General features: G+C 70.4%; 15 protein-coding genes. 10 read left to right on the plus strand and 5 right to left on the minus strand.

The features are described from left to right. Positions 1 to 3: 3 nt before the first annotated feature. Positions 4 to 687, plus strand: a complete 684-nt coding sequence (locus tag ABN611_RS22215) for a class III extradiol dioxygenase subunit B-like domain-containing protein (protein ID WP_350274134.1) — start codon at positions 4 to 6, stop codon at positions 685 to 687. On the opposite strand, the gene ABN611_RS22220 is transcribed toward ABN611_RS22215, so the two are convergent. Both ABN611_RS22220 and ABN611_RS22225 read right to left on the minus strand, forming a co-directional pair. Then, positions 684 to 1,328 carry a hypothetical protein gene (locus ABN611_RS22220; protein ID WP_350274135.1) on the minus strand — a complete coding sequence of 215 codons (645 nt, stop codon included), beginning with the start codon at positions 1,326 to 1,328 and terminating at the stop codon, positions 684 to 686. The two genes, ABN611_RS22215 and ABN611_RS22220, sit on opposite strands and share 4 nt — an antisense overlap. 23 nt (positions 1,329 to 1,351) lie before the next feature. Then, entirely contained in the window at positions 1,352 to 2,338 is a 987-nt protein-coding gene (locus tag ABN611_RS22225) for an iron-siderophore ABC transporter substrate-binding protein (RefSeq protein WP_350274136.1), read from the minus strand. Positions 2,339 to 2,414: 76 nt separating this feature from the next. Between ABN611_RS22225 and ABN611_RS22230 the strand changes: the two genes are divergently transcribed. From ABN611_RS22230 to egtD, 8 genes are all read left to right on the plus strand, one after another. Next, positions 2,415 to 3,443 (plus strand): iron ABC transporter permease, encoded by a 1,029-nt coding sequence (locus ABN611_RS22230; RefSeq protein WP_350274137.1) that lies wholly within the window; start codon positions 2,415 to 2,417, stop codon positions 3,441 to 3,443. Further along, positions 3,440 to 4,468, plus strand: coding sequence for an iron chelate uptake ABC transporter family permease subunit (locus ABN611_RS22235; protein WP_350274138.1), 1,029 nt, complete (start codon positions 3,440 to 3,442; stop codon positions 4,466 to 4,468). The genes ABN611_RS22230 and ABN611_RS22235 overlap by 4 nt, the downstream gene beginning before the upstream one ends. Before the next feature lie 2 nt (positions 4,469 to 4,470). Next, positions 4,471 to 5,244, plus strand: coding sequence for an ABC transporter ATP-binding protein (locus ABN611_RS22240; RefSeq protein WP_350274139.1), 774 nt, complete (start codon positions 4,471 to 4,473; stop codon positions 5,242 to 5,244). Continuing rightward, complete coding sequence (locus tag ABN611_RS22245) at positions 5,241 to 5,897, plus strand: (2Fe-2S)-binding protein (RefSeq protein ID WP_350274140.1); 657 nt, start codon at positions 5,241 to 5,243, stop codon at positions 5,895 to 5,897. Before ABN611_RS22240 ends, ABN611_RS22245 begins: the two co-directional genes overlap by 4 nt. Before the next feature lie 125 nt (positions 5,898 to 6,022). Further along, positions 6,023 to 7,243, plus strand: coding sequence for a glutamate-cysteine ligase family protein (locus ABN611_RS22250; RefSeq protein ID WP_350274141.1), 1,221 nt, complete (start codon positions 6,023 to 6,025; stop codon positions 7,241 to 7,243). Then, positions 7,240 to 8,637 carry an ergothioneine biosynthesis protein EgtB gene (gene egtB, locus ABN611_RS22255; RefSeq protein WP_350274142.1) on the plus strand — a complete coding sequence of 466 codons (1,398 nt, stop codon included), beginning with the start codon at positions 7,240 to 7,242 and terminating at the stop codon, positions 8,635 to 8,637. The genes ABN611_RS22250 and egtB overlap by 4 nt, the downstream gene beginning before the upstream one ends. Further along, entirely contained in the window at positions 8,637 to 9,398 is a 762-nt protein-coding gene (gene egtC / locus ABN611_RS22260; protein WP_350274143.1) for an ergothioneine biosynthesis protein EgtC, read from the plus strand. The genes egtB and egtC overlap by 1 nt, the downstream gene beginning before the upstream one ends. After that, positions 9,395 to 10,360, plus strand: coding sequence for an L-histidine N(alpha)-methyltransferase (gene egtD / locus ABN611_RS22265; protein ID WP_350274144.1), 966 nt, complete (start codon positions 9,395 to 9,397; stop codon positions 10,358 to 10,360). Before egtC ends, egtD begins: the two co-directional genes overlap by 4 nt. 3 nt (positions 10,361 to 10,363) lie before the next feature. On the opposite strand, the gene ABN611_RS22270 is transcribed toward egtD, so the two are convergent. The 3 genes from ABN611_RS22270 to ABN611_RS22280 are packed head-to-tail and all read right to left on the minus strand — an operon-like array spanning position 10,364 to position 13,467. Beyond that, positions 10,364 to 11,662 carry an extracellular solute-binding protein gene (locus ABN611_RS22270; protein ID WP_350274145.1) on the minus strand — a complete coding sequence of 433 codons (1,299 nt, stop codon included), beginning with the start codon at positions 11,660 to 11,662 and terminating at the stop codon, positions 10,364 to 10,366. 13 nt (positions 11,663 to 11,675) lie between these two features. After that, on the minus strand, positions 11,676 to 12,584 hold the full coding sequence (locus tag ABN611_RS22275; protein WP_350274146.1) for a carbohydrate ABC transporter permease: 909 nt from the start codon (positions 12,582 to 12,584) through the stop codon (positions 11,676 to 11,678). Further along, positions 12,565 to 13,467: a sugar ABC transporter permease gene (locus tag ABN611_RS22280; protein ID WP_350274147.1), complete on the minus strand. Its 903-nt coding sequence runs from the start codon at positions 13,465 to 13,467 to the stop codon at positions 12,565 to 12,567. Before ABN611_RS22280 ends, ABN611_RS22275 begins: the two co-directional genes overlap by 20 nt. 135 nt (positions 13,468 to 13,602) lie before the next feature. Between ABN611_RS22280 and ABN611_RS22285 the strand changes: the two genes are divergently transcribed. Continuing rightward, complete coding sequence (locus tag ABN611_RS22285; RefSeq protein WP_350274148.1) at positions 13,603 to 14,661, plus strand: LacI family DNA-binding transcriptional regulator; 1,059 nt, start codon at positions 13,603 to 13,605, stop codon at positions 14,659 to 14,661. Positions 14,662 to 14,679 lie beyond the last annotated feature (18 nt).

Below are 14,679 nucleotides of genomic sequence, written 5' to 3' on the forward strand. Positions count from 1 at the left end.
GCCGTGCATGTCGTTGCCGCCGCGGTCTGCCCACACCCGCCGCTGCTCGTGCCCGAGGTCGCCTCCGGCGCTGCGCCCGAGCTCGACGACCTGCGCGCCGCCTGCCTGACCGCGATCGACACGCTCGCGACCGCGTCGTCGATCCTGGTGGTCGGGTCCGGCAGCGACGGGGCGTACGACGGCGCGGCGGGCGGCTCGTTCGGCGCGTACGGCGCACCGGGCGTGCGCGTCGGGACCGGGCCGGCGGTGCTGCCGCTGTCGCTGGCGATCGGCGGCTGGTTGCTCGACCAGACCAAGACCGCGCCGCTGCCGCGGACCTATCGCGCGGTGCCGGCAGACCTCGCGCCCGGCGAGTGCGCACGCCTCGGCCAGGAGCTTGCTGCGGGCAACGATTCCGTCGGCCTGCTGGTGATGGGGGACGGGTCCGCGCGGCGCAGCGAGCACTCGCCGGTGCACCTGCATCCGCGCGCGGAGATCTTCGACACCACGGTCGCGAATGCCTTCCAGCGGTGCGATCTCGACGTACTCGCCGCGCTCGATCCGGACCTGGCAGCTGAGCTGCAGGCGGCCGGACGGGCGCCGTGGCAGGTGCTCGCGGGGGCGTTGCGTGGCAGCGAGCTGACCGGCGAGCTCTTGTACGAGGCCGCGCCGTACGGGGTCGGCTACTTCGTCGCGAGCTTCAGTTAGTCGGATTCGACCGGTACGGCGGGCCAGCGGTCCGCGGTAGCCGCCAGGTCGTCACGGCCGGCTGCTTGCAGTTGCTCAGCCAGCTCGGTGCGGGCTGCTTGTACAGCTGCGACCGCGTCGTCAGCTGTCGGGTGCGGCCCGGACCAGTTGCAGACCGCGTCTCCGGCGTACCAGTCGCCCGCGGCGGACCGTCGTACGTGGGAGGTGGCTAGGCGCGCGGCCGGCAGCGGTACGTCGGCCAACTGGACGGCGGCCTCGACCGCGACCACGTCGGCCGTCGGATCGAGCAGCGGGCGCAGCTCGACGGCGTCGGTGAGGACGAACTCGTAGCCGGCCGGCGCCCGCTCGTCCAGCCAGGCAAGTGCCTCCTGCGCGGTCTCGTGCAGGAGGCGGGCGTTGTCCGGGTCGGCGAGGGCGTGGACCCCGCACTGGCGGGTGTGTGTCGGGCGCAGCTCGTTCTGCCACAGGCGGACCTGCAGTTCGTCGCGCCCGGACAGCCGCCGGCCGAGGATCCGGGCCAGCCCGACGACGTCGAAGTTCAGCTCGTCGGTCGTCCGCTGCCGGCCCGGCACGGGGGTCTCACCGGGTCGTGTCCCGCGCGTGGTCCACGGACCTACGTGCCACCGTGCCAGAGCCGTCATGGCGCCGACCCTACCGCCGGAGGTCAGGTGGTCTTGACGGGTGCCGGGACGTCGAACGTCTTGGCGAGGTCGGTGAGGATCGCCCAGGCGCCCTGCAGGCCGACGGCGGTCATCCAGGTGGTGTCGGAGACCTCGTGGACCTTCGGCGCGAGCGGCTTCCACAGCGGGTTCGCCTTGAACTGCGCGGCGGTCTTGGCGCTCGTGCCCTTCTCGTCGGCGTACACCGTGACGAAGATCGCGTCCGCGTCGGCGTCCTTGATCCGCTCCGGGCTGATCTCCAGCGCGAAGTCCTCGACGTCCTGCGCCTTCGGCCGGGCCAGGCCGGCGTCCTTCAGCACGATGCCGGAGAAGCTCTTCTTCTGGTACAGCCGGGTCGGGCCGTCGATGAACCGGGTCACCGAGATGGTCGGGTTCCCGGCCTTGGCGTTGATCGCCTCGCCGACGGTCTTGGCCGCCTTCTCGTACGCCGCGATCTCCTGCTCGGCCAGCTCCTCCTGGCCGACCGCCTTCGCCTCCATCCGGATGTTCTCCTTCCAGGTGGCGCCGGTGGTCTCCGACATGATCGTCGGGGCGATCTTCGACAGCTGCTCGTACTGCTTCTCGTGCCGGACCTTCGCGGAGATGATCAGGTCCGGGTTCAGCTCGGCGATCTTCTCCAGGTTCGGCTCGGCGAGCGTGCCGACCGGCTGCGCCTCGGAGCCGAACTTGGTCCGGTCCTCGCCGAGGTAGTCCGGCAGGCTGCCCTTGATCGCGCGGTACTCGGTGTAACCGACCACCGGGGTTTCGAGGATCAGCGTCGCGTCGACGTAGCTCGCGTCCAGGGCGACGACCCGCTTCGGCTTGGCCGGGATCTCGGTCGTGCCCATCGCGTGCTGGATGGTCCGCGGGTAGCCGGCGGACGAGTCCGCTCCTTCCGAGGACTTGTCGCCGGAGTCGTCACCGGAGCCACCGCACGCGGTGAGGGCCAGCGCGGTGACGGCGAGCAGGGCGGACAGGCTGGGCAAACGCATGGGGGGACTCCTGGTCAGGCGGGACTGCGCGTTAAGGTGGCTCACCACCTCTGTGAAGTAAGGCAAACCTAACCATATGTCCACCTCCGCCACCAACGTGCGCTCGGTCTCACCGCCGTCCGTACGGCGTACCGCGGCGCTGCTGGCTCTGGTCGTCGTCCTGCTGCTGGCGTTCGCCGCCAGCCTCGCGCTCGGTTCGCGCTGGCTGGGTCCGGGTGCGCTGTGGCACGCGCTCGCCGCGAACACCGGGTCCGATGCGGACGTGATCGTGCGGAACCTGCGGTTCCCGCGCACGGTCGTCGCGGTGCTGATCGGTCTGTGTCTGGGGATCGCGGGCACGTTGATGCAGGGACACACCCGCAACGCGCTGGCCGAGCCGGGGATCTTCGGGGTGAGCTCTGGTGCGGCGTTCTTCGTCGTGCTCGGCTTGCAGCTGGGCCTGGTCGAGTCGGTCTCGTCGACGGTCTGGGTGGCGCTGATCGGGGCGCTGCTCGCGACCTTCGGCGTGCAGCAGTTGGCGTCGCGAGGCAGCGGCGCGACGCCGGTCGGGCTCGCGCTGACCGGGGCCGCGGTGGCGGCGATGCTCGGTGCGCTGACCTCAGCGATCGTGCTGCTCGACGCGAACACGTTGGACAGCTATCGGTTCTGGGCGGTCGGTTCGGTCGCGGGACGCGGTCTGGACGTGGCCGGCCAGGTGCTGCCGTTCGCGGTCGTCGGTCTGTTGCTCGCGGTGGTCAACGCGCGCGATCTGGACATGCTGGCGCTGGGTGACGACGTGGCCGCGGGACTCGGACTGTCGATCCGCCGCGCCCGGCTGGTCGGCCTCGGTGCGATCGGATTGCTGACCGCCGCGGGTGTCGCGGCGTGCGGACCGATCGGGTTCCTGGGCCTGCTGGCAGGCCATGTCGCGCGCCGGATCTTCGGCGCCCGGAACACGTGGCTCATTCCCGCCGCGGGTGTCATCGGCGCCGCGGCGCTCGTGCTGGCCGATCTCGTCGGCCGGCTGGTCGGCGGCGCCGGCGAGGTCCAGGCGGGTGTCGTCCTCGGTGTGGTGGGCGCACCGCTGTTCGTGCTCGTCGTACGGCGCCGGGCGGTGGCGCTGTGAGGTCCCGTACCGTCGTGCTGAGCGTGGTCTTCGCCGCGCTGGCGATCGTGATCGCCCTGGTGTCGCTGAGCGTCGGTACGACGAAGCTCCCGATCGCCGACGTGGTCGAAGTACTCCTTGGTGGCGGTCGTCGCGGGACGCGGTTGGTGGTGCTCGAGCTGCGGCTGCCGCGCGTCGCGACCGGGTTGCTGGTCGGGATCGCGTTCGCGGTGTCGGGCGCGCTGCTGCAGACCCTGTCGCGGAACCCGCTCGCCAGTCCGGACATCGTCGGCGTCAACTCGGGCGCGTCCGCGGGCGCCGTCGCGGTCATCGTGCTGGCGGGGACCGGCGGCGGCAACATCTCCGGGTTCGCCGCGAAGGTCGGGATCCCGCTGGCCGCGCTCATCGGCGGGCTGGTGGCGACGTTGGTCGTCGGGGCGCTGTCAATCCGGCGCGGGATCGTCGACGCGGGTCGTGTCGTGCTGATCGGCGTCGGCGTCGCCGCGGCGGCGAACTCGCTGGTCGCGTGGCTGCTCGTCGTCGGGGACGTCAACGACGCCGGCCGGGCGGCGGCCTGGCTGGCGGGTTCGCTCAACTCCCGGGAGTGGAGTGACGCGCTGCCGGTGTTCGGGGCGGTCGTTTGTCTGTTGCCAGTGGCAATGATGTTCAACCGCGACCTGTCCGCGCTGGTGCTCGGCGACGACGTGGCCTCGTCGCTCGGGGTCCGGGTGGCACGGATCCGGCTCGCGCTGCTGGTGATCGCGACCGTGCTGGCCGCGCTGGCCACGGCGGGTGCGGGTCCGATCGCGTTCGTCGCGTTGGTGGCGCCACAGGTCGCACAGCGGCTGACGCGGATGGAGCGGCCGCCGCTGGTGACCGCGGCGACGCTTGGCGCGCTGTTCGTCGTACTGGCGGACCTGCTCGCGCGGAACGGGCTGCAGTGGACCCAGGTCGGCCCGTACGAGCTGCCCGTCGGTGTGGTCACCGCTGCCTGCGGAGCGCCGTACCTGCTTCACCTCATCGGTCGTCAGCAGAAAGGACGCTGACCGTGCACGTCGAGAACCTCACCCTCGCGTACGGCGCCGACGCACCGGTCGTCGACGGCCTGACGCTGGAGGTGCCGTCCGGACAGCTGACGGCGATCGTCGGGCCGAACGGGTCCGGCAAGTCCACGCTGCTGCGGGGGATGAGCAGGCTGCTCACGCCACAGAACGGCCAGGTGATGCTGGACGGCAAGGACATTCACCAGCTGCCGGCGCGTGAGTTGGCCAGGCGGCTCGGTGTGCTGCCGCAGGGGCCGGTCACGCCGGAGGGGATCACTGCCGCCGAGCTGGTGTCGCGAGGACGGCACCCCCACCGCGGGCTGTTCGGGCGGCTGACAGCCGAGGACGACGCGGCGATCGACGAGGCACTGCAGGCTGTGGAGCTGACGGAGCTCCGCGACCGGTCGGTAGACCAGCTGTCCGGCGGCCAGCGCCAGCGGGTGTGGATCGCGATGGTGCTGGCACAGGGCACGCAGCACCTGCTGCTGGACGAGCCGACGACGTACCTCGACCTCGCACACGCGGTGGACGTGATGAACGTCGTCCACGCGGCAGCCGACGCCGGACGGACCGTAGTCGCGGTGCTGCACGACCTGACGCTGGCGGCGCAGTACGCCGACCACCTGGTCGTGATGGGCGGCGGGCGGATCGCGGCCCAGGGGAGGCCGGTAGACGTACTCAGTGCCGGGCTGCTGGACGAGGTGTTCGGGCTGAAGGCCACGGTGGTGGAGGTCGGTGGCGCACCGGTCGTCGTACCGGATCGTAGGCTGGCTGGGTGACCTACACCGTGGGCCGCCTGGCGGACGTACTGGCCGACTCGGTCAGCTGGATGTCCGTGCGGTCGGGCGCTGCTCACGGACCGGGCTGGATCTCCTGCGCGGAGCTGCTCGCGGCGCAGCAGGCGGGCGAGGACCCGACGCTGGAGTGGCGGTCGGCGGCGGCAGCCGACTACGCACGCGACTACGCCATCGAGCCGCCGGTGCAGGTGGCGGCCATGTTCACGCTGATGTGGTACGTCCAGGTGCCTGCACTGGTCGCCGGTGTGACGGGCGCAGTCACCGGGATGTCACCTGAGGTGTCGCCGGAGGCCCTGGCCTTCAAGCGGCACCCGACCGCGCACTACCCGGCCGAGGTCGCCCTGCTGTCGGACGAGGTCGTACCGCTGGAGGTCGCGGCCGGACAGCTCAAGGCGCATGCCGGCGCGTTCCTGGAGTCCTACGAGCCCGGTGTGAAGTTCGGCTCGTTGCAGCGGTACGGCGCGGTGGACGACGAGGTCCGGGCGGCGATCCGGCTGCCCGACGAGGCGCCGTACGCCGACCGGGCCGCCGCCGCGTTCGGTGTTTCCTTGGAGCAGAAAATGCGCACGTCCTGCTGCTATTTCTACGTGCTGCCGAACGTCCGAGCCTGCACGACCTGCCCCCGGTTCCGCTGACTTCCAGAAACTGTCGGTGGGCCCGTGCAGCATGGCCCGCATGAGATTTTCGACCGGTACCGCGTCATCGAGGGGTAACCCGCCGTCGGTTGTCCCGTCCTGGATCCGGGGTTAGGTTCGCAGACGTGACCTCGCCCGGTGGTTCTCCGGCGACGACTCCGATCGGCTCCCGGGCCGACGCGGAGGGGTACGTCGCGATGGTCTGTTTCAAGCACGGTCCACCCCGGCTGTTCGGCGTCGAGCTCGAGTGGACCGTGCATCACGCGGAAGACCCGCGCCGGCCGCTCGACGCCGGACAGCTGAGCAAAGCCCTGGGCGTGCACGCCCCCGCGACCCTGGTGCGCGGCAGCCCGCAGCTGCCGTTGAGCCGGGGCGCTCTGGTCACCGTGGAGCCGGGTGGCCAGGTGGAGATCTCCGGCCCCGCCTCGGACTCGATCCCGCGGCTGATCGAGGACACCGCCGCCGACGCCGCCGAGCTGATCGCTCTCCTTCTCGACGCGGACCTGGTCCCCGGTGCCTACGGCCTGGACCCCTTCCGGGCACCCCGCCGCATTCTCACCGTCCCGCGGTACGCCGCGATGGAACAGGCCTTCCAGCGCCTCGGACCGCACGGGCCGCGGATGATGTGCAGCACCGCCGGCCTGCAGATCTGCCTCGACGCCGGCGAAGCTGCTGAGACCGCCCTTCGCTGGCGCGCCCTGCACGATCTGGGTCCGGCGCTGGTCGGCCTGTTCGCCAACTCGCGCCGGCGCGCCGGGTCGGACACCGGCTGGGCATCGGCGCGGACACAGGCGACCTTCGGGACCTGCGCCCCGTTCACCGAGCCGCCGCCGCTCGACGGTGACCCGGCCGCCGCGTGGGCCCGGATGGCGATGGAGGCCCCGGTGCTGTGCCTGCGGCGCGGCGACACCTGGGACGCGCCGACCGGGCTGACGTTCGGCGCGTGGGCCGACGGAGAGCTGCCCGGCGACCGACCGACGTACGACGACCTCGACTACCACTTGTCCACGCTGTTCCCGCCGGTCCGGCCGCGCGGGTACCTCGAGGTGCGCTACCTCGACGCGCAGCCGGGCGACGGGTGGATCGCCCCGACCCTGCTGCTCACCGCACTGATGTCCGCGCCGATCGACCAGGTCCTGGCCGCGGCCGAGCCCGCCGCCGGCCGCTGGTTTCCGGCCGCCCGCGAGGGACTGAACGACTCCTTGGTACTGCGTGCCGCCCGCGACGTGGTGGCACTGGGCACCGAGGTGCTGCACCGGACCGGTGCGGATCCCGAACTTCTCGCTGCCGTCGCGACCCGGCTGCAGCGCATCGTCGACAACACCCAAGGAAGGCGAGCTTCATGAACCACCAGCTGTCCGACTTGTCCGCGGAAGGGCTGCGCGCCTACGTCGGTGAGCAACTCGAGCGGTCGCGGGCGCGCACGATGCAGCTGACGGACGCGGTCGACACCGACGACCTGGTCAAGCAGCACTCCAAGCTGATGTCGCCGCTGGTCTGGGACTACGCGCACGTCGGCAACCAGGAGGAGCTGTGGCTGGTCCGGGACGTCGGCGGCCGCGAGCCGCTGCGCCAGGACATCGACGAGCTGTACGACGCGTTCCAGCATCCGCGCGCGGACCGTCCATCGCTGCCACTGCTCGGTCCGGTGGAAACGCGCGCTTATGTGACCGAGGTGCGCGACAAGGTGCTGGACGTCCTCGATCACGTGAAGTTCGACCCTGTGAAATCGGGCGCTGAGCGTGAGCTGGTACACAACGCGTTCGCGTTCGGGATGATCGCGCAGCACGAGCAGCAGCACGACGAGACGATGCTGGCGACCCACCAGCTGCGCGCCGGGGCCCCCGTGCTCGACGCGCCGCCGCCTCCCGCGGGCCGGCGGTTGCCCGCACCCGAGGTATTCGTGCCGGGCGGCGTGTTCGAGATGGGTACGTCGATCGAGCCGTGGGCGCTGGACAACGAGCGGCCCGCGCACGCCGTCCACGTGCGGCCGTTCGTGATCGACACGGTGCCGGTGACCAACGGCGACTACCTGCGCTTCGTGCTCGGCGGCGGGTACTCCGATCCGCAGTGGTGGTCCGAGGCCGGCTGGGCGCATGTGCAGAAGGCTTCGCTGGTGGCGCCGCGGTTCTGGTCGCAGGACGACGGTGAGTGGTGGCGGCTGCGGTTCGGGCACCGCGAGCGGCTGCCGCTGGACGAACCGGTGATGCACGTCTGCTTCTACGAGGCGGAGGCCTACGCGAAGTGGGCCGGGAAGCGGCTCCCGACCGAGGAGGAGTGGGAGTTCGCGGCGCGGTTCGATCCCGCGAGCGGCCGGACGCGGCGCTTCCCCTGGGGTGACGAGTCGCCCGGCCCGCAGCACGCGAACCTCGGCCAGCGGCACCTCGGTCCGGCGCCGGTCGGCGCGTACCCGGCGGGCGCGTCGCCGCTCGGCGTGGAGCAGCTGATCGGCGACCTGTGGGAGTGGACGTCGAGCGACTTCCGCGGGTACCCGGGGTTCCGCGCGTGGCCCTACGACGAGTACTCGCTGGTCTTCTTCGGGCCGGAGTACAAGGTGCTCCGCGGCGGCTCGTTCGGCACCGACGAGGTCGTTGCCCGCGGCACCTTCCGGAACTGGGACTACCCGATCCGCCGGCAGATCTTCGCCGGCTTCCGCTGCGCCCGCGACCCGCGGCCGGACGAGCTGCACACCGGGGAGCTGCAAACTGGGGACCTGCACACGGGGGAGCGGCGCGCCTGATGTGCCGGCACCTGGCCTACCTCGGCCCGCCCGTCACGCTCGCCTCGCTGGTCCTGGAGCCGGAACACTCGCTCTACGAACAGAGCTGGGCCCCCGCCGACATGCGCGGCGGGGGATCGGTGAACGCCGACGGCTTCGGGCTCGGCTGGTACCCCGAGGGCGACGCCGCCCTGTCCGGCGGACCGGTGCGGTACCGGCGCGACGTACCGATCTGGACCGACGAGAACCTGCCCGGCCTGGCCGGCACGATCCGTTCCGGCGCCGTCCTCGCCGCGATCCGCAACGGGACCGTCGGGATGCCGTACGGGCAGTCGGCGGTCGCGCCGTTCGCCTCTGGGCACTGGCTGTTCAGCCACAACGGGCGGATCGCCGGCTGGCCGGACGCGACGCTCAAACTGGCCGAGCGACTCCCGGTCGCCGACCTGCTGAGTCTCGACGCGCCGACCGACTCCGTCTTCCTGTGGGCGCTGCTGGCCGATCGGCTCGCGGACGGAATGCCGCCGGCGGACGCGGTCGCCGCGATCGTGCAGGAGGTCGAGGCGGTCGCGCCGGGATCGCGGCTGAACATCCTGCTGACCGACGGCGAGCAGCTCGTCGCCACGGCGTGGACGCACTCGCTCCATGTCCGCCGAACCGCGGACTCCGTGACCGTTTCGTCGGAACCGTTCGGCGGCGACGGCTGGAGCGCCGTGCCTGATCGTTCGTTGCTCGTAGCCACCGCCGCGACGCTGCACATCACCCCGATGGAAGGACGAGAGTGACCCTCATCGACGTACATCTGACTCCGGACTACGCGGCGCGGGCGTTGCGGGACGACGTCCGGGCGGGGTTGTCGGCGACGCCGAAGTGGCTGCCGCCGAAGTGGTTCTACGACGCGCGGGGGAGTGAGCTGTTCGAGGAGATCACCCGGCTGCCGGAGTACTACCCGACCCGGGCCGAGCGGGAGATCCTGCACGCCCGGGCGGGTGAGATCGCGACGATCACCGCCGCGCACACGCTGGTCGAGCTCGGCTCCGGGTCGTCGGAGAAGACCCGGCTGCTGCTCGACGGGCTCCGCGACCACGGCACGCTGACGTCGTTCGTGCCGCTGGACGTGTCGGAGTCGGCGCTCCGGGACGCCGCCGACGCGATCAACGCCGACTACCCGGCGCTCGACGTGCACGGCGTGGTCGGCGACTTCACCGCGCACCTCGACAAGCTCCCGGGCGACCCGCCGCGGGTGGTCGCGTTCCTCGGCGGCACGATCGGCAACCTGATCCCGGCCGAGCGCGCGACCTTCTACCGCTCGATCCGCGACGTGCTCGAGCCCGGCGAGTGGCTGCTGCTCGGCACCGACCTGGTGAAGGACCCGGCCACACTGGTCGCGGCGTACGACGACGCGGCCGGCGTCACCGCCGAGTTCAACAAGAACGTGCTGCGGGTCATCAACCGGCAGCTCGGGGCGGACTTCGACGTCGAGGCGTTCGAGCACGTCGCGCTCTGGGACGCGGAGAACGAGTGGATCGAGATGCACCTGCGCGCCACCCGCGCGATGCGGGTGCTGATCCCGGAGATCCACCTGGAGATCACGTTCGACGAGGGCGAGGAGCTCAGCACCGAGATCTCCGCCAAGTTCCGCCGCGCCGGCGTCGAGGCCGAGCTCGCGCGAGCGGACTTCACCCCGGCCGCCTGGTGGACCGACGGTGAAGCCCGCTTCGCCTTGTCACTGTGGAAGGCAGCCTGAGGATCAGCCGCCCTGCTTGATCAGCCCGTTGATCTTCTCGACGTACGCCGGCAGCTCGCTGATCGGCTTCTTGCCGCTGAGGATCGGCTGGTAGTTCGCCGTGGTCAGGTCGCCGACCTGCTGCGCCCACTGGGTGGTGAACCGGACCCCGACCGTCTTCTCCGCGGCGAGATCAGCCTTGACGGTGTCGACGACCGTGGTCTGCTGCGCCTTCGTCAGCGCGTCGAAGTAGCTCGCCTGCGCCGGCGTGTAGGCGGGCGGCGCGACCGGCGAGGCCGGCAGCACGGCGTCCCACACCTTGGTGTTGATGTACTTGAGCACCTTGAACGTCGCGTCCTGGTCCTTGGTGTACTGCGGCGTGCAGATGCCGACCGAGTCGTACAGCGTGGTCGGCGTCTGCACCTGCGGGAACGGCACGAACCCGTACTTCACCTTCGGCTTGTCGGTCTGGAACCCGGCCGCCAGCCATTGCCCGCCGAACGTCATCGGGATCTTGCCGGCCGCGAACAGCGACTGCACGTTCGCCGCGTCGTACCCGGGCGGCGCGACCGAACCGTTCTTGATCGCCGCGACCAGCTTCTCGACGCCCTCGGTGAACTTGGCGTCGGCCTCGGCCTTCGTCGGGTGGTTCACGTTGTCGGTGAACGGCGCGCCGCCCGCCGAGACGGAGTACATGCTCATCGTGAACGGCCCGTCCAGCCCGGTCAGCTGGTCCGCGATCAGGCCGTACTTCGCCCCGTTCTTGTTCGCGAGCTTCGCGGCGGCGGCGTACATCTCGTCCCACGTCCAGCCGGGCTTCGGCAGCGGGACGCCGGCCGCGGTGAACGCGTCGGCGTTGTACCAGACGCCGTACGTGTTCATCAGCGACGGCAGGCCGCCCATCTGGCCGTCCGCGGTCTTCCAGTTCTCGATCGCCGACGGGACGAACTTGTCGGCCTTGAAGTCGCCGTCGCCGCCGTTGATCTTCTCCGCCCAGTCGACCAGCAGGCCCTGCGACGTGTACTGCTGCTCGGTGTCGTTGCCGCACCAGAACAGGTCCGGCAGCTTCTTCGCCTGGGTCAGCGACGCGAGCTTGTCGCCGTACTGGCCGCTCGGGGTCTCCAGCAGTTCGACCTTGACGTTGTCGTCCTTGAAGTCCGCCAGGGCCTTCTTGATCGCCGCGTTGGTCTCGGCCGACTCCCACGTCATCACGGTTACGGTCACCGGCCCGTCGCTCGAGCCGCCGGAGTCCGATCCGCCGCAGGCCGTTGCCGTCAGCAACCCCGCGCACGCCAGCGCGGTCACGCCCAATGTCCTTCTCACAAGGATTCTCCCTCTATTTCTGGTTCGTGCTGCCGAGAGCGCCGAGGCCCTGGATGAAATAGCGCTGCGCGGCGAAGAAGATGATCAGCGGCGGCAGCATGTAGAGCAGGTTGGTGGCCATGTAGTAGCTCCAGTCCGGCGTCTTCCCGGCGAACGGGGACACGAACGACGCCATCCCGACCGACAGCGGCCACTTGCCGGACGAGTACAGGTAGACCAGCGGGTTCAGGTAGTCGTTCCAGGACGCCTGGAACGCGAGGATCGCCATCGTCAGCCAGGCCGGCCGGGTCAGCGGCAGCATCACGCTGACGAAGATCCGCAGGTGCCCGGCGCCGTCGATCTTCGCCGCTTCGTCGATGGAATACGGGATCGCGAGAAAGTACTGCCGGGCCAGGAAGATGAACAGCGGGTTCCCGCCGAGGAACGCCGGCACGATCAGCGGCAGCCAGGTGTCGTACCAGCCGATGCTCTTGTACAGCTGGAACAACGGGATCAGGCCGACCACACCGGGCAGCAGCATGCTGCCGACGAACAGGTAGAACCACACCTTCCGGCCGGGGAACCGCAGCCGCGCCAACGCGTAGCCGGCCATCATCGCGGTCAGCACGCCACCGATCACGCTGAGCCCGGTGATGATGAACGAGTTCAGCAGCAGCCGCGGGAAGTGGATCGCCTTCGGCCCCTCGATGAAGTTGCTCCACGTCCATTCGTGCGGCAGCAGCTTCGGCGGGATGTCGAACACCGCGGTCCGGCTCTTCAGGCCGATCGTGATCATCCACAGCAGCGGCACGATCATCACCGCGCAGATGAACAGCGCGACGACGTACCACGACGTCGTACCGATCAAGCGGGGTTTCTTCTTGGCGGGGCTGGCGGTCTGCGCCGGCGCGGCCAGGGAGGCGTCAGTCGGGAGTGTTGTCACTGTACGTCCAGAGCGAGGAGAACTTCGCGGTCAGGGCGATCACGGCGATGATGATCACGAACAGCACCCACACCTGCGCCGAGGCGTAGCCCAGCTGCGGGATCCGGCCCAGGGTCGGGAAGCCGTTCTCGTAGATCGAGAGCATCAGCACCTTGGTGCTGAACCCCGGTCCGCCGTTGGTCAGGATCTTCGGCTGGTTGAACGTCTGCAGCGCGGCCGTGGTCTGCAGGATCACCTGCAACAGCATGATCGGGCTGATCATCGGCATCGTGATCCGGAAGAACACCGACCACGACGAGGCGCCGTCGACCTTCGCCGCCTCGTACAACTCGGTCGGCACCGCCTGCAGCGCGGCCAGGAAGATGATCATCGTGCCGCCGACGCCCCACAGCATCACCAGGACCACCGAGGGCATCGACATGTTCGGGCTCTGCAGCCACAGGCTGGTCGGCAGGCCGAGCCGGTCGAGGATCGTGTTCAGCAACCCGACCTGCGGGTCGAGGATGAACTTCCACAACGTGATCGTGGCGACCGCGGGCAGCACCACCGGCAGGTAGGCGAGCGTGCGGACCACCCGCACGCCGGCGAACCGCTGGTTGCAGAACATCGCCAGCGCCAGGCCGAGGATCAGCGACAACGGGACGTACAGCAGCACCAGATAGCCGGTCGCGCGCAGCGCCGGCCAGAACGCCGGGTCGGTCGTGAACAGCCGGCGGAAGTTGCCGAAGCCAACGAACACCGGGTCGGTCAGCCCGTTGTACTTCGTCAGCGCGAGATAGAACGAGCGGATCAGCGGATAGCCGACGAACACGAAGAACCCGATCATCGCGGGGGCGATGAACAGGTACGCCGCCTTCACGTCGGAGCCGGCGTTCCGGCTCATCCCACCACGGCTGCGACGCCTTCCGGTGGTCGATCCGCCTGGAGCGACAGATTTCACCCGGCCTCCTGGACGGTAACGTTTCCAACGTTTTACTGTTGGGTGACGATGCCGTGTCGCGAAAAGGAAGTCAACCCCGTGCCCGAAACGTTTCCAAACCCCCAGGCGCCCGCCGAGGTCGCGCGGCCGACGATGATCGACGTCGCGCGCCGGGCCGGCGTCGGGCTCGGCACGGTGTCGCGTGTCGTGAACGGCGGCCACGGTGTCCGGGAGGAGACCGCGCAGCGGGTCCGGGCGGCGATCGACGAGCTCGGGTTCCAGCGCAACGAGGTCGCGCGGGCGCTCCGGCCGGGCAAGAAGTCGACGTCGCTGGCCTTGGTGCTGGGTGACCTGACCAACCCGTTCTACGCGACCATCGCGAAGGCGTCGCTCGAGGTTGCCGGGCAGTCCGGGTTCGCCGTCGTGCTGGGCAGTGTGGACGAGGACCCGGAAGGCGAGAAGCGGGCGATCCAGGAGCTGGTCAGCCGGCAGGTGGCGGGGCTGATGATCGTGCCGGACCAGGGCGATCACGCGTTCCTGCAGGGCGCCGGCGTGCCGGTGGTGTTCGTCGACCGCCCGGCGACCGGCATCGACGCGGACATCGTGATGGTCGACAACGAGGGCGGCGGGCGGCTGGCGGCGGAGCACCTGCTGCAGCAGGGCCACGAGCGGATCGCGATCCTGCTCGCGCCGTCGTACTACACGATCGGGCGCCGGCTGCGCGGGTTCCGGCGGGCGCACCGGTCCGCCGGGATCGAGATCGACGAGTCGCTGGTCGTCCAGCTGCCGGAGGGCAACGCGGAGGCCGCGGAGAAGGCGACCCGCGAGGTCATGCTGCGGCCCGATCCGCCGACCGCGATCTTCGCCTCGACGAACTTCCTGGCCGAGGGTGTGCTGCGCGCGCTCGGAGAGCTCGGCCGGGAACCCGCGGTTGTGGGCTTCGACGACTTCCGGCTCGCCGACATGCTGCCGACGCCGGTGACGGTCGTTGCCTCGGACATCGCCGAGCTCGGGCGCAGCGCGGCGCGGCTGCTGCTCGACCGCGCGTCCGGCGCCGACACCCGGCCGCCGCAGCGGATCGTGCTGCCCTGTGCGCTGATCGAGCGCGGCTCGGGGGAGCGCCCGCCGGATTCTGCTGCGAAGAGAAAGACTCGGTGAGCCGCCGCCGACCTGGCT

Source organism: Kribbella sp. HUAS MG21 (assembly GCF_040254265.1).
Taxonomy (GTDB): domain Bacteria; phylum Actinomycetota; class Actinomycetes; order Propionibacteriales; family Kribbellaceae; genus Kribbella.